This is a genomic window from Microlunatus flavus, from assembly GCF_900110855.1.
Classification (GTDB): Bacteria; Actinomycetota; Actinomycetes; order Propionibacteriales; family Propionibacteriaceae; genus Microlunatus; species Microlunatus flavus.
Genome location: NZ_FOFA01000007.1, coordinates 23,690 through 41,171 on the forward strand (window position 1 = coordinate 23,690; position 17,482 = coordinate 41,171).

General features: G+C 72.0%; 13 protein-coding genes and 1 tRNA gene. 11 read left to right on the forward strand and 3 right to left on the reverse strand.

Annotated elements, in window-relative coordinates:
* Positions 1-52 precede the first annotated feature (52 nt).
* From sepX to BMY04_RS15335, 4 genes are all read left to right on the forward strand, one after another.
* On the forward strand, positions 53-847 hold the full coding sequence (gene sepX / locus BMY04_RS15315) for a divisome protein SepX/GlpR (protein ID WP_091182751.1): 795 nt from the start codon (positions 53-55) through the stop codon (positions 845-847).
* 70 nt (positions 848-917) lie between these two features.
* Positions 918-993 (forward strand) — tRNA-Ala (locus BMY04_RS15320).
* Between the two features lie 1,004 nt (positions 994-1,997).
* The gene (locus tag BMY04_RS15330; RefSeq protein ID WP_091182758.1) at positions 1,998-3,050 is read left to right on the forward strand and encodes a peroxidase family protein; all 1,053 of its coding nucleotides are present in this window, start codon (positions 1,998-2,000) and stop codon (positions 3,048-3,050) included.
* A 473-nt stretch (positions 3,051-3,523) separates the two neighbouring features.
* A complete protein-coding gene (locus BMY04_RS15335) occupies positions 3,524-5,359 on the forward strand; it encodes a glycoside hydrolase family 15 protein (protein WP_232506429.1) in 1,836 nt (611 codons plus the stop codon).
* A gap of 118 nt (positions 5,360-5,477) precedes the next feature.
* On the opposite strand, the gene BMY04_RS15340 is transcribed toward BMY04_RS15335, so the two are convergent.
* Together BMY04_RS15340 and BMY04_RS15345 are read right to left on the reverse strand one after the other, a co-directional pair.
* Complete coding sequence (locus BMY04_RS15340) at positions 5,478-6,200, reverse strand: aspartate/glutamate racemase family protein (protein WP_091182761.1); 723 nt, start codon at positions 6,198-6,200, stop codon at positions 5,478-5,480.
* Positions 6,201-6,204: 4 nt separating this feature from the next.
* Positions 6,205-7,794 carry an NCS1 family nucleobase:cation symporter-1 gene (locus BMY04_RS15345; protein WP_091183461.1) on the reverse strand — a complete coding sequence of 530 codons (1,590 nt, stop codon included), beginning with the start codon at positions 7,792-7,794 and terminating at the stop codon, positions 6,205-6,207.
* 365 nt (positions 7,795-8,159) lie between these two features.
* On the opposite strand from BMY04_RS15345, the gene aceB reads away from it, so the two are divergent.
* The 6 genes from aceB (at position 8,160) to pucL (ending at position 14,833) form a co-directional block, all read left to right on the forward strand.
* Positions 8,160-9,758 carry a malate synthase A gene (gene aceB, locus BMY04_RS15350; RefSeq protein ID WP_091182766.1) on the forward strand — a complete coding sequence of 533 codons (1,599 nt, stop codon included), beginning with the start codon at positions 8,160-8,162 and terminating at the stop codon, positions 9,756-9,758.
* Positions 9,755-11,092 (forward strand): DUF6986 family protein, encoded by a 1,338-nt coding sequence (locus BMY04_RS15355; RefSeq protein WP_091182769.1) that lies wholly within the window; start codon positions 9,755-9,757, stop codon positions 11,090-11,092. The genes aceB and BMY04_RS15355 overlap by 4 nt, the downstream gene beginning before the upstream one ends.
* Positions 11,089-11,991, forward strand: a complete 903-nt coding sequence (locus BMY04_RS15360; RefSeq protein ID WP_232506430.1) for a bifunctional allantoicase/(S)-ureidoglycine aminohydrolase — start codon at positions 11,089-11,091, stop codon at positions 11,989-11,991. The genes BMY04_RS15355 and BMY04_RS15360 overlap by 4 nt, the downstream gene beginning before the upstream one ends.
* A gap of 84 nt (positions 11,992-12,075) precedes the next feature.
* A complete protein-coding gene (locus BMY04_RS15365; protein WP_091182772.1) occupies positions 12,076-13,527 on the forward strand; it encodes a nucleobase:cation symporter-2 family protein in 1,452 nt (483 codons plus the stop codon).
* Positions 13,528-13,558: 31 nt separating this feature from the next.
* The gene (uraH, locus tag BMY04_RS15370) at positions 13,559-13,885 is read left to right on the forward strand and encodes a hydroxyisourate hydrolase (RefSeq protein WP_091182776.1); all 327 of its coding nucleotides are present in this window, start codon (positions 13,559-13,561) and stop codon (positions 13,883-13,885) included.
* A gap of 57 nt (positions 13,886-13,942) precedes the next feature.
* Positions 13,943-14,833 (forward strand): factor-independent urate hydroxylase, encoded by an 891-nt coding sequence (gene pucL / locus BMY04_RS15375; RefSeq protein WP_091182780.1) that lies wholly within the window; start codon positions 13,943-13,945, stop codon positions 14,831-14,833.
* Between the two features lie 137 nt (positions 14,834-14,970).
* On the opposite strand, the gene BMY04_RS15380 is transcribed toward pucL, so the two are convergent.
* Positions 14,971-16,224 carry an MFS transporter gene (locus BMY04_RS15380; RefSeq protein WP_232506431.1) on the reverse strand — a complete coding sequence of 418 codons (1,254 nt, stop codon included), beginning with the start codon at positions 16,222-16,224 and terminating at the stop codon, positions 14,971-14,973.
* 338 nt (positions 16,225-16,562) lie between these two features.
* Between BMY04_RS15380 and BMY04_RS15385 the strand changes: the two genes are divergently transcribed.
* Positions 16,563-17,453 carry a LysR substrate-binding domain-containing protein gene (locus BMY04_RS15385; protein ID WP_091182784.1) on the forward strand — a complete coding sequence of 297 codons (891 nt, stop codon included), beginning with the start codon at positions 16,563-16,565 and terminating at the stop codon, positions 17,451-17,453.
* The last annotated feature ends 29 nt before the right edge of the window (positions 17,454-17,482 follow it).

The following is a 17,482-nucleotide window of genomic DNA, read 5'->3' on the forward strand; positions in this document are numbered from 1 at the left end:
CACACCCCGCGGGGTCGGCTGCGCCGGGTGCCGCAGCCAATAACGTTCGCTCGTGGGGACGACGGGACTGATCTTCGCGGCCATCGCGATCGCCTGGCTGGCTTACCTGGTGCCGCACTTCGTGCGTCGCCGCGACGGCGAGCCCGACGTGGACGCGGAGGCCGACCGCGCCGACCCGTTCTCCGACTCCGTGCGCATCCTGCGGCACGGCACCGCGCCGCTGCTCGACCAGGACCTGGCCGAGCTGCGTGAGTTCGAGGTGTCGACGCCGGTCACCCGACGGGCCGCCGTCGCCGACCTGCGCCGCCTCGAGCGCGTCGCCGCCTCGCGCCGCCGCCGCGTGCTGTCGGCCCTGTTCGCGATCCTCTGCGGCGTCGTCAGCGTCTGCTCGGTCGGCTGGCTGCCCTGGTGGAGCGTCGCCGTCCCGGGCGGCCTCGTGCTCCTCTTCGTCGTGGTCTCGCGGATCAGCGTCCGCGCGATGCGGCGCGACCTCGACGCGCGCTACGTGGCCATCAGCCGCGGCAGCGACGAGAAGACCGTGATGATCAGCCGCAAGGACGCCGAGGCCAAGACCGCCAAGGTCAAGAAGGCCAAGAAGAAGGACGCCAAGGCCGACGCCGACGGCAAGCCGGGTCTGTGGGACCCGCTGCCCATCACCGTCCCCACCTACGTCTCCAAGCCGCTCGCGCCGCGCACCGTGCGGACCATCGACCTCTCCGCCCCCGACGTGACCTCCTCCGGCCGGCAGAGCGTCCCGGTCACCGCCGACGCGCCCGAGGCACCGCTCGTCGTCGAGGTCGCGGCGGAGGGCGAGCAGGACGGCGGGGCGAAGGCCGCCTCGGCCTGAGCGCGTCTCGCCGGGAGGCACCTGCAGCCTCTCGGTGGTAAGGTCTGAGACCGGTCGGGAACGACCACGAGGGGCCTTGGCGCAGTTGGTAGCGCGTCTCGTTCGCAATGAGAAGGTCAGGGGTTCGAATCCCCTAGGCTCCACCACCCAGCCCGTCGTCGGCATCGGTCGGCGGCGGGCTTCGTCGTTCCGTGACCCTCACCGGTGCCGGTGCACGTTGTCCCCGGCCCTCGGCCCCGCCGAGACGAGCGGGCCCCGCTGTCGGACCGACCAGACGACGGACGGTCCCGACAGCGCGTGCGCGGCCTGGTGACGGGCAGCCCCGCCCGTGCCTGAGGCCTCTGAGGGGCGGCCGCGCCGGCGCCGGCAACCTGGTCGACACCGCCGGAACCCCGCATCTGGGGGTGGGGCGACCCCCTCCGTCTGAGGCTGTGGCCCGAGCGGCGGTTGCCGGAGCCTGGTCCCCGGGTTCATCGGGGGAGGACGAGGATGCACAGCAGCACCGACGACGTCAGGTGTCCGTTCAGCGGTCGGCAGTCGCAGGTCCCGCTCGGTCCGGGGCGAGGAGACCGGGCGGCCGGAACGCGGCCGCCCGCCGCAGGCACGGTGGGTCGACGGACGTTCCTCGCCGCCGCCTTCGCCGGGTTGCTGTCCACCCGGCTGGTCGGCGGGGTCGCCGGCATCGGCGACAGCGTCAAGGCCTTCGCCGGCACGCGGGCCCGCAAGGGCACGCACGGGGAGGTGCTGCGGGGCCTGAACGTCGCCGTGCAGGACCGGACCAAGGAGGCCCGCTTCGGCCTGATGTTCAAGAAGCTGCCCGCGTACGGCCCGGCGGACACGCTGCTCAGCGGCCTCGCGGTCCGCATGAACGACGGCAAGGCGCCGCTCTCCGACGTCAAGGACAGCGACGTCGGGTTCGACACCCCGATCCCCGCCGGGTTCGTCTACTTCGGTCAGTTCGTCGACCACGACATGACCCTGGACCGGACGCCGCTGACCCTGCAGCAGCAGGACCCGAAGGCGCTGACGAACTTCGACACGCCGCGCTTCGACCTCGGCAGCGTCTACGGCCGCGGTCCGACCAGCAGCCCGGAGCTGTACGACAGGTCCCGTCCCGGCTACCTGCTCGTCAACCCCCCACGACGGACTCGTGGACCTCCCGCGCGACGAGGTGGGCGCCGCCTACCTCGGCGACCCGCGCAACGACGAGAACCTCGTGGTCGCCCAGCTGCACACCGTGTTCCTGCGGCTGCACAACGCGTTCCGCGACCAGGGCAAGACGTTCGCCCAGGCCCAGAAGCTGTGCCGCTGGCACTACCAGTGGCTGATCGTCCACGACTTCCTGCCGCGCATCGTGGGTCCCGACCTCGTCCAGCGGCTGGTCGTCGCCAAGGACGGCGTGCTCACCGCCGACGCGGCGTTCTACAAGCCCCGGAACCTCAGCAAGCCCTACATCCCGGTGGAGTACTCCGTCGCGGCCTACCGCTACGGCCACAGCATGATCCGCGCCGAGTACGAGGTGCAGGACGGCCACACGGTCCCGATCTTCGGCCGCGACGGCGACGAGGACCTGCGCGGCAACCGGCCGATCCCCGAGAACCTGTGGATCGACTGGAACTACTTCTTCGACATCCCCGGTGTCGAGCCGCCCGACGACCGCAACATGGCGCGCAAGATCGACACCCAGATCTCGCTGCCGCTGGCCACGCTGCCTCCGACGGTCGTCGCGCCGACGGCCGGGGCGATCGTCGCCCTCGCGGAGCGCAACCTGCTGCGCGGCAAGCGGCTGGGCCTCCCCGCCGGCCAGGACGTCGCGACGGCGATGGGCGTCGCGCCGCTGACCAACGCCCAGCTCGGGCTGAGCGGAGGGGGCTGGAACAAGAAGGCGCCGCTCTGGTACTACGTCCTCAAGGAGGCCGAGCTCGGCGGAGGGAACCGGCTGGGCGCGGTGGGCGGGCGCATCGTGGCCGAGGTGGTCCTCGGCCTGCTCGCCGCGGACAAGACCTCCTACTTCAACGCCAACCCCGGCTTCGACCCGGGGAGCACCTTCCGGGTCGGCGACCTGATCCTGATGGCCGGCGCCTTCGACGAGCGCGGGCGGGTCACGCCGGACCCGACCGCCCCCGAGCCTGTCCCGAATCCGGTCGCCGAGGCACCGGAGCCCGACCCGGCGGCCGTCGACCCGCTGCCCGGGCCGGTCTGACGGACGCTACGGACGGACGACCAGCCCCGGGCCGAGGATCTGCTCCGCCTGGTCCCGCAGCACCGGGTCGGGGACCGTCGGGTCCGCCGCACGAGCTCGCGGCCTGGGCTACGCCCCCTGAGCTCGTCGAAGGGCGTCGCAGAGGTCGGCTGCGGCTCTCACTCGGCAAGGGTCGCCAACCCCTCCGGGGCCCTTCGACGAGCTCAGGGGGCGTTCCTCGCGGGCCCTTCGACCAGCTCAGGCCTGACGCGCGGCTCCTCGGAGCGCTCCGGCCACCCGACGCAGCTCGTCTTGGCCGTCTGCCACGAAGCCCAGGTGGCTGACACCGGCGAAGGCGGGCGTGCGGGCTCCCCTGCGTAGGGGTCGACGAGCGCGACCGGCCGCGCGACACGCCAGGGCGGCACCGGCCCGACGGGAAGGTACGTGTTCGCCTCGACCCCGGGGCGTACGGACCGCCCTGGCAGGCTGACGGGGTGACCCGCCAGGAGGACCAGCCGCCGCCCCCGACCATCTCCGACCACGGGATGGTTGGCGACCTGAGGACCGCGGCCCTGGTCGCGACCGACGGCAGCATCGACTGGTTCTGCCCGGGACGCTTCGACGCCCCGAGCGTCTTCGCCCGGCTCCTCGACACCGACAAGGGTGGCTCATGGGACCTGCGGCCGGTGGACGGCGAGGTGCGGGCGCACCAGTTCTACTTCCCGGACTCCAACATCCTCAACACGCGCTTCCTCACCGACGAGGGCATGGTCGAGGTGCACGACTTCATGCCCCTGCTCAAGCCGGACGACGCCGAGCACCGGCAGCGCCTGGTCCGGCGCGTCCAGTGCGTGCGTGGCGAGATCCGCCTGGCCATGCGCCTGGCCGCGCGACCCGACTACGCCCGCGAACGTCCGACCCTGCGCGAGGTCGACGGCGGCGTGCTCATCGAGTCGGCCTCGCTGCGGCTCGGGCTGAGCGCGACGGCGGACCTGCGCATCGAGGGCGACGACGTCGTCGCGGACCTGCGGCTGTCCGAGGGCGACCGGGTGCTGCTCGTGCTCGAGGTGCTCGACGCCGGGGACGGCGACGACTTCGTCCCCTGCCAGGCCGGCGACGCCGACGCGCTGTTCGGCGCGACGAACCGCTACTGGCAGGACTGGATCGGCCAGTCGTCGTACAAGGGCCGCTGGCGCGAGACCGTGAACCGGTCCGCCCTGACGCTGAAGATGCTCTGCCACGAGCCGAGCGGCGGCATCGTCGCCGCCGTCACGACGAGCCTGCCCGAGGAGATCGGCGGCGGGCGGAACTGGGACTACCGCTACGTCTGGATCCGCGACGCCGGCTTCAGCCTGTACGCGCTGCTGCGGCTCGGGTTCCTCTCCGAGGCGGCCGCCTTCATCCGCTGGCTGTCGGAACGGCTCGGCGAGCAGGACGAGCAGAGCAGCGAGGAGCTCGGCCCGCTCCGGGTGCTCTACGACCTCGACGGCAACATCCCGAGCGACGAGGAGGAGCTCGACCACCTGGCGGGCTACGCCGGCTCCAAGCCGGTCCGCGTCGGCAACGCCGCCGCCGGCCAGCTCCAGCTCGACATCTACGGCGACCTCATCGACTCGATCTACCTTTACAACAAGTACGGCCCGGGCATCAGCTACGACGCCTGGCAGGACCTCCGCCGCCTCGTGGACTGGCTCCTGGAGCACTGGGACGCCCCGGACGCCGGCATGTGGGAGTCGCGCGACGAGCCGCGCCAGCACACGACCTCGCGGATCATGGAGTGGGTCGCGATCGAGCGCGCCGTACGGGTGGCCCGCCAGCGGGGGCTGCCGGGCGACATCACCGAGTGGTCCCGGGTCCGCGACGAGATCTACGCCAACGTGATGGACGAGTGCTGGGACGACGAGCAGCAGACGTTCGTCCAGGCGACGGGCTCCAAGGCGGTCGACGCCGGCCTGCTGCTGATGCCCCAGGTGAAGTTCGTCGCGCCGCGCGACCCGCGGTTCCTGTCCACGCTGAAGGTCGTCGAGGAACGTCTGGTCACCGACACCCTCGTGTTCCGCTACGACGTCGAGAGCGCGCCCGACGGGGTCTCGGGCGGCGAGGGCACCTTCTCGCTGTGCTCGTTCTGGTACGTCGAGGCCCTGACCCGGGTCGGCCGCATCGCCGAGGCGCGGCTGGCGCTGGAGAAGATGATGACCTACGCCAACCACCTCGGGCTCTTCGCCGAGCAGATCGGCCTCAACGGCGAGCAGCTCGGCAACTTCCCCCAGGCCTTCACCCACCTCGCGCTCATCAGCGCCGCGCACAACCTGGACCGCGAGCTCGGCTGACCCCGCCGGAACCCTCCTCCTCCTCGGAAAGTGGTCACTCCCGGGCATGCACGCGGCGTGTCGCGGGCCCGGATTGACCACTTTCCGGGAAAGGGAGGGAAGGGAAGGGAAGGGTCGGCTAGACCGGCAGGGGCCAGCCGACGAACCGTTTCGGCCGCGGGCGGGCGTACGTGCGGACGCGGGAGGTGGTCAGGCCGAGGCGGACGAGGCCCTCGGCGAGGGTGACCGCCGCGGCGACGCCGTCGACGACCGGGGCGCCGGTGCGGGCGGCGACGGCCTCGGCCAGCCCGGCCATGCCGCCGCAGCCGAGGACGACGACCTCGGCGTGGTCCTCGCGCACGGCGAGCTCGGCCTGCGCGGCGATCGCCTCGACCGCCGCGGCCGGGTCGGACTCCAGCTCGAGCACCGCGAGGCCGCTGGCGCGGACGGACGCGCACCGCTGCGCGAGGCCGGCGAGCAGCAGCCGGTCCTCGATCAGCGGAACGGTGCGGTCCAGCGTCGTCACCACCGAGTAGCGGTGGCCGAGGAGCTGCGCGGTCATGGCCGCCGCCTCGGTGATGTCGACGACGGGGGAGTCCGCGACCTCCTGCAGCCCCTCACGGCCGTGCTCGCCGTAGCCCGCCTGGACGACCGCGTCGTACGGCTCGGGGTAGGCGCGCACCGCCTCCATCACCGCGACGGCGGCGACGTAGCTCTCGTAGCTGCCCTCGACCGACTCCGCCCCGAAGGACGGCGTCAGGGCGACGATCTCGGTCCCGGGCGACGCGGCCGCCCGGGCGGTCGCCGCGATCGTCGCCGTCATCGACTCCGTCGTGTTGACGTTGACGACCAGGATGCGCACGCCGCTACTGGCCCTGCCCGTCGTGGCAGAGCTCCCGGTCCTCGTCGAGGCGGCCGATGACCGGGCGCGAACGCTCCAGCAGCCAGAAGGCGAGGAAGCCGAGCCCGCAGCCGACGAACCAGCTGAAGTCGCCCGCGTGGGACAGGATCGCGCTCGTCGAGCCGCCCCACACCACGCCGCCGACGAGGACGAGGGCGATGGCGGGCAGGCCGCCGATGATCACCGAGGCGACCGCGTTCGGGTTGTAGCCGTTGCGGAACCAGTACCGCCCGGACGTCGACATCGTGTACATGTCGTCGACCCACACCCGCTGCTTCGAGATCAGGTAGTAGCCGGCGATGAGGATCCCGAACAGCGGGCCGATCAGGGCGCCGAGGATGCCGAGGGTGAAGAGGATGCCCTCGCTGGAGTTGTACCAGTTCCACGGCGTGAGGACGACGGACCCGACGGCCGCGATCATGCCGCCCATACGCCAGCTGATCTTGCGCGGGTTGACGTTGGAGAAGTCGAACGCCGGCGAGATGAAGTTGGCGACGATGTTGATTCCGACGGTCGCGATGACGAAGGTCAGGCCGCCCAGCAGGATCGCGAAGCCGGAGTCGATGCGCTGCACGGTCTCGATCGGGTCGGTGACCAGCTCGCCGAACACCGGCACGGTGGCCGACGCGGTGACGACGGTGAGGATCGAGAAGAAGAGGAAGTTCAGCGGCAGGCCGAGCCAGTTGCCCTTGCGGACGCTGCGGAACGTCTTCGCGTAGCGGGAGAAGTCGCCGAAGTTGAGCATCGGCCCGGAGAAGTACGACACCACGGCCGCGATCGCGGCGATCATGACCGGGATCGAGGCGGCCAGCGACAGGGGCTCGCCCGACGACAGGTTGAGGCTGATGTTGCCGATGCCGGCCTTGGCCACGAGGTAGACGCAGAGGACGATCATCACCACGTAGACCGCGGGACCGGCCCAGTCGATGAACCGCTTGATCGCCTCCATGCCGCGCCAGAATACGGCGGCCTGCGCGACCCACAGGATCGCGTAGCAGAGGTAGCCGAGCGGGGACAGGCCGAGGAAGGTCGTCTCGTTCAGCGCCGCCGAGCCCGGCAGGAACTTGAGGAAGATGATCATCAGCGACGTCGACGCCAGGTAGGTCTGCACGCCGTACCAGGCGATGGCGATGCAGCCGCGGATGATGGCGGGCAGGTTGGCCCCGCGCACGCCGAACACCGCCCGGTTGATCACAGGGTAGGGGACGCCGGTGATCTGGCTCGGCTTGGCGACCAGGTTGCAGAAGACCATGACGATGCCGATGCCGATCACCAGCGAGACGAGCACCTGCCACGACGCGATGCCGAGGCTGAACAGCGCGCCCGCGGTGACGTAGCCGCCGACGGAGTGCACGTCGGACATCCAGAAGGCGAAGATGTTGTACGCGCTCCAGCTCTGCTTCTTCAGCGGCGCGAGGTCGGTGTTGGCCAGGCGGTCGTCGTAGCCGGGCTTGACGAGCCCGTCGCCGCCGCCGTGCCCCGCGGGATGCTCCTGGGCGTCGGAGCCGACGTGCTCGGCGAGGTCGGTCAGGCCGTTCTGGGACCGCTGGCTCATGGAGGCTCCTCCGCGGTGGCTGTCGGAACGTCGGTTCCGCTGGCTGAGGTGGCCCTCGACGTCGAGCGCCGTCCCGCTCATCCTGAGGAATCTTCATGTCAACGGTGTGAAGACCGTGCACCAGTTCTGGGTCGAACCCGGCGAGCCGCGGTGCCGAGGGGTAGAGGGGCGGTGGCCGGCGGTGCGTGCCCCGGCAGGTCGCGCACGGTTGCTGTTCCATTCAGCAGAAACTAAAGTCCACCCAACGGAAGTCGCCCGTTCGCTCCCGACCGACCGTACGGCGGCGGGGCGAGCCCGCGGTGGAGAGTGCTGCCACGATGATCCCGACGACCGCCGACGGCTCACGCACCCGAGAGAAGGCCCGTATGACGCTCGAGCTCACCGACCCGACCCCCGTCGCCCGCGCCGAGGAGATCCTCACGCCGGAGGCGCTGGCCTTCGTCGAGGCGCTGCACGAGCGGTTCGCGGACCGGCGCGACGAGCTGCTGGGCGCGCGGCGGGCCCGTCGCGAGGAGGCCGCGCGGACCGGCCGCCTGGACTTCCTGCCCGAGACCCGCGAGGTCCGGGAGTCCGACTGGCAGGTGGCCCCCGCGCCGCCCGCGCTGCGGGACCGCCGCGTGGAGATGACCGGGCCCGCGACCCCGGCCAAGATGGCGATCAACGCGCTGAACTCGGGCGCCAAGGTCTGGCTCGCCGACATGGAGGACGCGAGCTGCCCGGCGTGGGCCAACGTCGTCGACGCCGTGGCGAACCTGCGCGACGCCGCCCGCGGCACGCTCGCCTTCACCGCCGAGAACGGCCGGGAGTACGCGCTGCGCACCGACGCCCCCCTCGCGGTCGTCGTCATGCGCCCCCGCGGCTGGCACCTCGACGAGGCCCACGTCCTGCTCGACGGCCGCCGCGGCGTCGGCGCCCTGGTCGACTTCGGCCTGCACTTCTTCCACCTGGCGCAGCAGCTGCTCGAGAACGGGCAGGGGCCGTACTACTACCTCCCGAAGATGGAGTCGTACCTCGAGGCGCGGCTGTGGAACGACGTCTTCACCTTCGCCCAGGCCGAGCTCGGGATCCCGTACGGCACGATCCGCGCGACGATGCTGATCGAGACGATCCCGGCGGCCTTCCAGATGGAGGAGCTCCTCTACGAGCTGCGCGACCACGCCTCCGGGCTCAACGCCGGGCGCTGGGACTACCTCTTCAGCATCATCAAGTACTTCCGCGACGCGGGGCCGGACTTCGTGCTCGTCGACCGGTCCGACATCACCATGACGGCGCCCTTCATGCGCGCCTACACGGAGCTGCTGGTCAAGACCTGCCACGCCCGCGGCGCCTTCGCCATGGGCGGGATGGCCGCCGTCATCCCCAACCGCAAGGACCCCGAGGTCAACGCGGCCGCCTTCGCCAAGGTGCGCGCCGACAAGGAGCGGGAGGCCGGCGACGGCTTCGACGGCTCGTGGGTGGCGCACCCCGACCTCGTGCCGGTGTGCCGGGAGGTCTTCGACGCCGTGCTCGGCGACAAGCCCAACCAGGTCGACCGCCGCCGCGACGACGTGCAGGTGAGCGCCGAGGAGCTGCTCGACGTGAGCTCGGCGCCGGGCTCCAACACGCTCACCGGGCTGCGCAACAACCTCTACGTCGCGCTCGCCTACACCGCCGTCTGGCTCTCCGGGAACGGCGCCGTCGCGATCCACAACCTCATGGAGGACGCGGCGACCGCGGAGATCAGCCGGGCCCAGGTGTGGCAGCTGATCCGCAACGCGACCGTGCTCTCCGACACCGGCGAGCCCGTCACCCGCGACCTGGTCGCCCGCGTGATCGAGGAGGAGGCCGGCCGCCTGCACGGCGAGGTCGGCGACGCGGCGTTCGAGCGCTACTACCGCCCCGCCCAGCGGCTGATCTCCGACCTCTGCCTGTCCGACGACTTCGTCGACTTCCTGACGCTCCCGGCGTACGAGCAGGTGGCATGACGGACCGGGGCCTGGCCGGGACGCTCCTCGGCGGCACGTTCCTCGACAACGCCTTCCTCGACGAGGCCGACGCCCGGCTGGCGCAGACCGACGCGCACCTGGCCCGGGCCTACCCGGGCGGTCGCGGGCAGCGTCAGCCCGTGCACACCGTCTACGTCCCCGGGCCGCGCTACACCGCCGACCTGCCGCGGCGGTGGGGGAGCGAGGCCGCAGCGCTGCTGGACCAGCACGGCGGGATCGACGCGCTGACCGCGCTCGTCGGGCTGCCCGACGACGTCGCCGAGCGGGTCGCGCCCCGCGTCGTCGCCAAGCTCGCGAGCGAGCCGGTCGAGGACCTGCGGATCGACTTCGAGGACGGCTACGGCCGGCCCGGCGACGCGCAGGAGGACGCCGACGTCGTCCGGGCGGCGACCGCCCTCGCCGGCGCGCTGCGCGAGGGGCGGGCACCGGCCTTCGTCGGGATCCGGTTCAAGTGCTTCGAGGCGCCCACTCGGCGCCGCGGGCTGCGGACCCTCGACCTCTTCCTCGCCACCCTGCTGGAGCACGGCGAGCTGCCCGACGGCCTGCGGCTGACGCTGCCGAAGGTCAGCACCGCGAGCCAGGTCGACGTGATGGTCGACGCCTGCGCGGCGATCGAGCGGGCGGCCGGGCTGCCCGAGGGCCGTCTCGGCTTCGAGGTGCAGGTGGAGACGCCGCCGCTGGTCCTGGGCGCCGACGGCCGCAACGAGGTCGCCGCCGCGCTGCACGCGGGCGCCGGTCGGGTCACCGGGCTGCACTACGGGACGTACGACTACAGCGCCTCGCTGGAGGTCGCCGCCGAGCAGCAGTCGATGGCGCACCCCGCCGCCGACCACGCCAAGCTGGTGATGCAGACCGCCGCCGCCGAGACCGGGGTGCAGCTCTCCGACGGTTCCACGAACGTGCTCCCCGTGGGCGACGCCGACGCGGTGCGCCACGCCTGGCGGCTGCACCACGACCTGGTCCGCCGCAGCCTGGAGCGCGCCTACTACCAGGGCTGGGACCTGCACCCGGGCCAGCTGCCGACCCGCTTCCTGGCCACCTTCGCGTTCTTCGCCGGCGGCTTCGACCGCGCCGCCGGCCGCCTGCGCGCGTACCTGCAGCGCGACGAGGGCGGTGTCCTCGACGAGCCGGCGACCGCGCGGGCGCTGGCCCGCTTCGTCGACCGCGGCGTGTCCTGCGGGGCCGTCGACGAGGAGACGCTGCGCGGCGCGACCGGCCTCGACCGCACGGCGCTGGCCCGCCTGGCCCAGCCCAAGTCCGACACCGAGAGCCTCCGCGCTCCGGTCCCCCCGCTCGAGGAGGAGCACGCGTGACCAGCCCCGGGACGACCGACCCGACCAGCGCCGACCCCGCCCGGCTGGAGCCGCAGGGCGCGCCGCTGCCGTTCACCGGCTACCACGTCGCCGCCGGCGGGCACCCTCCGCAGACCGCGCTGATGACCGACCGGGCGATGTTCACCGAGGCGTACGCGGTCATCCCCAGCGGCGTGATCCGCGACATCACGGCCAGCTACCTGCCCTTCTGGGACGCGACCCGCGCGTGGGTGCTCGCACGGCCGCTGTCCGGCTTCGCCGAGACGTTCTCGCAGTACGTCATGGAGGTCTCGTCCGGCGGCGGCAGCGACCGCCCGGAGCAGGACCCCGCGGCGGAGGGCGTCCTCTTCGTCGTCGACGGGGAGGGGCGGCTGACGCTCGACGAGACGGAGCACCGGCTCGAGGCCGGCAGCTTCGTCTACCTTCCGCCGGGGCAGCGCTGGACGCTGCACAACGACGGGACGGACCCCTTGAGCTTCCACTGGGTCCGCAAGGCGTACGAGCGCGTCGAGGGCCTCCCTGCGCCCGAGGCGTTCGTCAGCAGCGACCGCGACGTCGCCCCGACGCCGATGCCGGACACCGACGGCCGGTGGGCGACGACGCGGTTCGTCGACCCGGCCGACCTGCGCCACGACATGCACGTCAACGTCGTCACCTTCGAGCCCGGCGCGGTGATCCCCTTCGCCGAGACCCACGTGATGGAGCACGGCCTCTACGTCCTCGAGGGCAAGGCGGTCTACCGCCTCAACACCGACTGGGTCGAGGTCACCGCCGGTGACTTCATGTGGCTGCGGGCCTTCTGCCCGCAGGCCTGCTACGCGGGCGGTCCGGGAAGGTTCCGCTACCTGCTCTACAAGGACGTCAACCGGCACGCCCGCCTCTCGCGGCAGTTCCTCTGACACCGCGTCGCTGAGAGGTCGCAGGCCCAGGACCGCGACCCGACCGACACCCACCCGTCACGAGAGGTCAGCACGATGTCGGGCATGACCCAGACCGCGCAGGACCGGCACCCGGTCGACGCCGTGCTGCCCGCCCCGCAGATGCTGCTCTACGGGCTGCAGCACGTGCTCAGCATGTACGCGGGCGTCGTGGCGGTGCCGCTGATCATCGGCACGGCGCTCAAGCTCTCGCCGACCGACATCACCTTCCTGGTCTCGGCCGGGCTGTTCATGTCCGGTGTCGCGACCCTCCTGCAGACCCTCGGGGTCTGGAAGATCGGGGCTCGGCAGCCGATCGTCCAGGGCACCTCGTTCGCGGCCGTCTCCACGATGCTCGCCGTGGGTCTGGCCGCGGGGGGCGGCCGCGACGGGCTGCGCGCGATCTTCGGCGCCCTGCTGCTGGCGGGGGCGATCGCCTTCCTGATCGCGCCCGTCTTCACCCAGCTGCTGCACTTCTTCCCCGAGGTCGTCACCGGCGTCGTGATCACGGTGATCGGCATCTCGCTGCTGCCCGTGGCCATCCGCTGGGCGGGCGGCGGCACGCCGGGGGTGACGCCGACCTTCGGCGCGCCGACGAACCTGCTCGTCGCGTTCCTCACCGTCGTGATCATCGTGCTGATCTACCGCTTCGCGCCGCCGTTCTTCAGCCGCGTCGCGATCCTGCTCGGGCTGGTGCTCGGCACCGTCGTGGCCATCCCCTTCGGCCTCACCAGCTTCTCCCGCATCGGCGACGCCGGCATCTTCCAGGTCCCGACGCCCTTCCACTTCGGGACGCCGGTCTTCGCCGTCGGCGCGACGATCTCGATGCTCGTGGTGATGCTGGTGATCATGACCGAGACGACGGCCGACATCCTGGCCATCGGCGAGGTCGTCGGCAAGCCCGCCGACCGGCAGACGGTGACCAACGGGCTGCGGGCCGACATGGGGGCCACCGCGCTGGCGAGCGTGTTCAACGGCTTCTCTCTGAGCGCCTTCGCCCAGAACGTCGGCCTCGTCGCGATCACCGGCATCAAGAGCCGCTTCGTCGTCGCCGTCAGCGGCGCGATCCTCGTCGTCCTCGGGCTCTTCCCGGTGCTCGGTGCGCTGGTCGCGCTCGTGCCGCTGCCCGTGCTCGGCGGCGCGGGGCTGGCCCTGTTCGGCACCGTCGCCGCGAGCGGCATCCGGACCCTGTCGCGGGTCGACTTCTCCGGCAACGCGAACATCGTCATCGTGGCCTTCTCGCTCGCCATGGGCCTGATCCCGATCGCCGTGCCGACCTTCTACGACGCGTTCCCGTCCTGGTTCACGGTGATCTTCGATTCCGGCATCACCGCGGCCGCGCTGACGGCGGTCCTGCTCAACGTCGTCTTCAACATCCTGGGCCGCGAGCCGGCGCCGAGCGAGGGTCCGATCTCGGCCGAGGGGCCCGCCCCCGCGGCGATCTCGCGAGAGGACGAGGCGAGACTCGACCCCTCGGGTCCCGTGGCGCGCGGGGAACAGCGGGCGGCGAACCCGTGAGCCCGGGGGCCGGACGGACAGAAGGAGACCGATGAGCTTCGTGACCGCGCACGTGCTCGACGCGAGCGCCGGCAGGCCGGCCACCGGGGTCGCCGTGACGCTGTCCGACGCGTCGGGAGGCGTGCTCGCCGAGGCCGTGACGAACGACGACGGCCGGGTGACCGACCTCGGGCCCGACGCGCTCGAGCCCGGGACGTACGAGGTGCGGTTCGCCAGCGGCGCCCACTTCGCCGCGCAGGGCGTCGCGTGCTTCCACCCGTACGTGCCCGTCGTCTTCACCGTCGAGGCCGGCCAGGCGCACTACCACGTGCCCCTGCTGCTGAGCCCGTTCGCCTACACGACCTACCGCGGCAGCTGAGCCCGCACCGCGCCTGCTGAGCGTCCAGACCCGCACGACCCGACGGAGGGAACCGCCATGACCGAGATCCGGCTGACCGCCAACCAGTACGGCAAGGCCGAGAACCGGGTTGTCCGCGTCACGCGCGACACCGACCGGCACGACCTGGTCGACCTGAACGTGACGTCGCAGCTGCGGGGGGACTTCGACGCGGCGTTCCTCGAGGGCGACAACGCCCACGTCGTCGCGACGGACACGCAGAAGAACACGATCTTCGCATTCGCCCGGGAGCCGATCAGCTCACCGGAGCAGTTCCTGGTCAAGCTCGCCGACCACTTCACCGGTGAGTTCGCCTGGGTGAGCGGCGGTCGCTGGGCGGCGGAGGAGTTCGGCTGGTCGCGGATCGGCGACCACGACCACTCCTTCTACCGCAGCTCGCCGGAGACCCGCACCGCCGTCCTCGTCCGTGACGGCGGCACCGACGCGCTGATCTCGGGCTTCTCCGGCCTGACGGTGATGAAGACGACGCAGTCCGGCTTCGTCGGCTACCCGCGCGACCGCTACACGACGCTGCCCGAGACCGAGGACCGCATCCTCGCGACCGACGTCTCGACGCGCTGGCGCTACCGGGCCGACGCGGTCGACGGCCTCGACTTCGACGCGACGTACGACAGCATCAAGGCGACGATCATGACCACGTTCACGCAGGGCTACTCGAAGGCCCTGCAGCAGACGCTGCACGCGATGGCGGCCGCGGTCATCGAGGCGCACGACGTCGTCGACGAGATCAAGTTCTCCTGCCCGAACAAGCACCACTTCCTGTCGGACCTGTCGCCGTTCGAGCTGGACAACCCGGGCGTCGTCTTCTACGCCGCCGACCGCCCGTACGGGCTCATCGAGGCGACGTTCCAGCGCGAGGGCGCCCCGACGGCCGACGCCGCCTGGGTCGGGATCGCCGGCTTCTGCTGAGCTGCTGGTCACGTCCCAGGCCGGCGAGGCTCTCTCCCGATCTCCCGCGAGCGGTAGGTTGCCGCGCCCAATCGGTCGACCCAGGCGCGGCAACCTACCGCTCGGCGGGGTGTGAGGGGTAGGGCCGCAGTGGCGGGTCAGCGGTGGGCGTGCACGATGTGCAGGCCGAGCCGCGAGCGGCGGTGCAGCTCGAGCTCCACGGTGAGGTGCGCGCGGTGGGCGATGACGAGCCCGACGCCGATGGACACCAGCGCCACGAGCGCGCCGCAGCCGAGCATGCTCGCGCGGGCACCGACGTGGTCGATGAGCCAGCCGACCACCGGTCCGCCGACGGCCTGGCCGCCGAGCAGCACGAGCAGGTAGACGCCCATGACCCGACCGCGGAGCGCGGGCGGCGCCGTGGTCTGGACGAGCGAGTTGGCGCCGGTGAGGAAGAGCAGCGTGCAGAAGCCGACGACGACGAGCACGGCGCCGAACGCCCAGGCCGACGGCGCGATCGCCGCGACCATCAGCATGGCGCCGAGCAGCACGAGGGTCCCGGTCAGCGTCCGGACCCGGGGCGCCGAGTGCCGGCGGGCCGACACGACCGCCCCGGCGAGCGCGCCGAGGGCGCTCAGGGAGTTGAAGAGGCTGTAGCCGCCGACGCCGGCGGTGAAGACGTGGTCCGCGAACGCCGCGAGGATCACCGGCATGTTCAGCCCGAAGAGGCCGATGGTCGCGGCCAGCACGATGGACCAGGCGACCTCCGACGTACGCCCGATGTAGCGCAGCGCGGCCCGCAGCTCGCCCGCACCGCCCTCGGAGCGCTCGGGGACGAGCGCGGCCTGCGGGCGGATGACCAGCACCATCGACACGACGACCAGGCAGGCCGCCGCGTTGAGCAGGAACGACCAGCCCTGGCCGACCGCGTGGATCAGGGCACCGGACAGGGCGGGACCCACGAGCGCGCCGAGCTGGAAGACCGAGGAGTTGAGGCTCACGGCGTTGCGGATGTGGTGCGGCCCGACGAGCTCGGAGACGAAGACCTGGCGGGTCGGGTTGTCGACGACGGTGACCAGGCCGAGGACGGCGGCGAGCACGTAGACGTGCCAGGCCTGCACCGTGTGGGTGAGCGCGAGCGTGCCGAGGGTGGCGGCGACGAGCGCCGCGGTCGACTGCGTGACGACGAGGATCCGCCGCTTGGGGAAGCGGTCGGCGACCACGCCGCCGAAGAGGCCGAGCAGGAGCATCGGCAGGAACTGCAGGGCCACGGCCACCCCGACGGCGGTCACGCTGCCGGTCAGCTCGAGCACGAGCCAGTCCTGCGCGATGCGCTGCATCCACAGACCCGTGGTCGCCACGACCTGGGAGGTCAGGAAGAGCCGGTAGTCGCGCACCTCCAGCGCGGCCAACGACCGGGGCCAGGTGCGGACGCGTCCGGCGCGCCGCAGGGCGGACGCTGCGGTGGTGCGCGCGGCGGGCTGGGAGGACTGGGACGTCGGAGACGTCAGGGCGTGTTCGGCGGGAGCCGCGGACACAGGGTTCACCCGAATTCGAGAAGCGAGGCGGTGCGGAGCGGCACCTCACGAGGGGGGCGCCGGCTCACAGGGTCTCGGCTCGACGATGAACCGACCGCTCGAGACTAAAACGCTCAAGGAGGATTGCGCGGCGGAATGGACTCGATTTCTCCTATTGTGTTCCCCAATGACCGGGCCGTACGAGGCCCCGGCGCGGCGGACGAGGGGTGCCGATGGCGCAGGACGTGACCTTCGACCCGGTGCTCCTGCGCACCTTCCTCGCGGTGGCGACGGGCCTCAGCTTCACGCGCGCCGCCGAGCAGCTCGGGCTCAGCCAGCCGACCGTCTCGCAGCACGTGCGGCGGCTCGAGGAGGTGGCCAAGCGCCAGCTCCTGCGCCGCGACACCCGCTCGGTGTCCCTCACCGACAACGGTCAGGCCATGGCCGGCTTCGCGCGCACGATCCTCGCGGCGAACGACGAGGCGGTCGCGTACTTCACGGGCTCGGCGATGAGCGGCCGGCTGCGGTTCGGGGCGGCGGACGAGCTGGCGCTGAGCGAGCTGCCGACGATCCTCCGGCAGTTCCGCGAGCTCTACCCCCGGATCAACCTCGAGCTCACCGTCACCCAGAGCGGCACGCTCTACCGCCGCCTCGTGGCCAACCACCTCGACCTGATCTTCATCAACCAGGAGGCCGACCTCGGCCGGGGCACCCTCGTCCGCCGCGACCGGCTCGTCTGGGTCGGCATCGAGCGGATCCAGCTTGCGCCGGACCAGCCCGTCCCGGTGATCACGTACCACGCACCGAGCCTCAGCCGGTCGGCCGCCATCAACGCCCTGGACGAGGCTCACCGCACCTGGCGGATCACGTGCAACACCCGCGAGATCAACGGCGTGCTGGCGGCCGCCCGCGCGGGCATCGGCATCTGCGTCCTGGCCCAGAGCCGGGTGCCCGGCGACCTCCGGATCCTCTCGGGCCGCTTCGACCTGCCCGCACTGCCCGACGTCGAGATGGCCCTCGTCGACAACCCGCGCTCCGCCCGCGAGCCCATCGAGGCGCTCAGCCGGGCGATCGTCAACCTGCCGCTCGGCCCGCACCTGGCGTCGGAACGTTCGCCGCGCTGACCCGCGAGCGGTAGGCCTTCCCGCTCCGA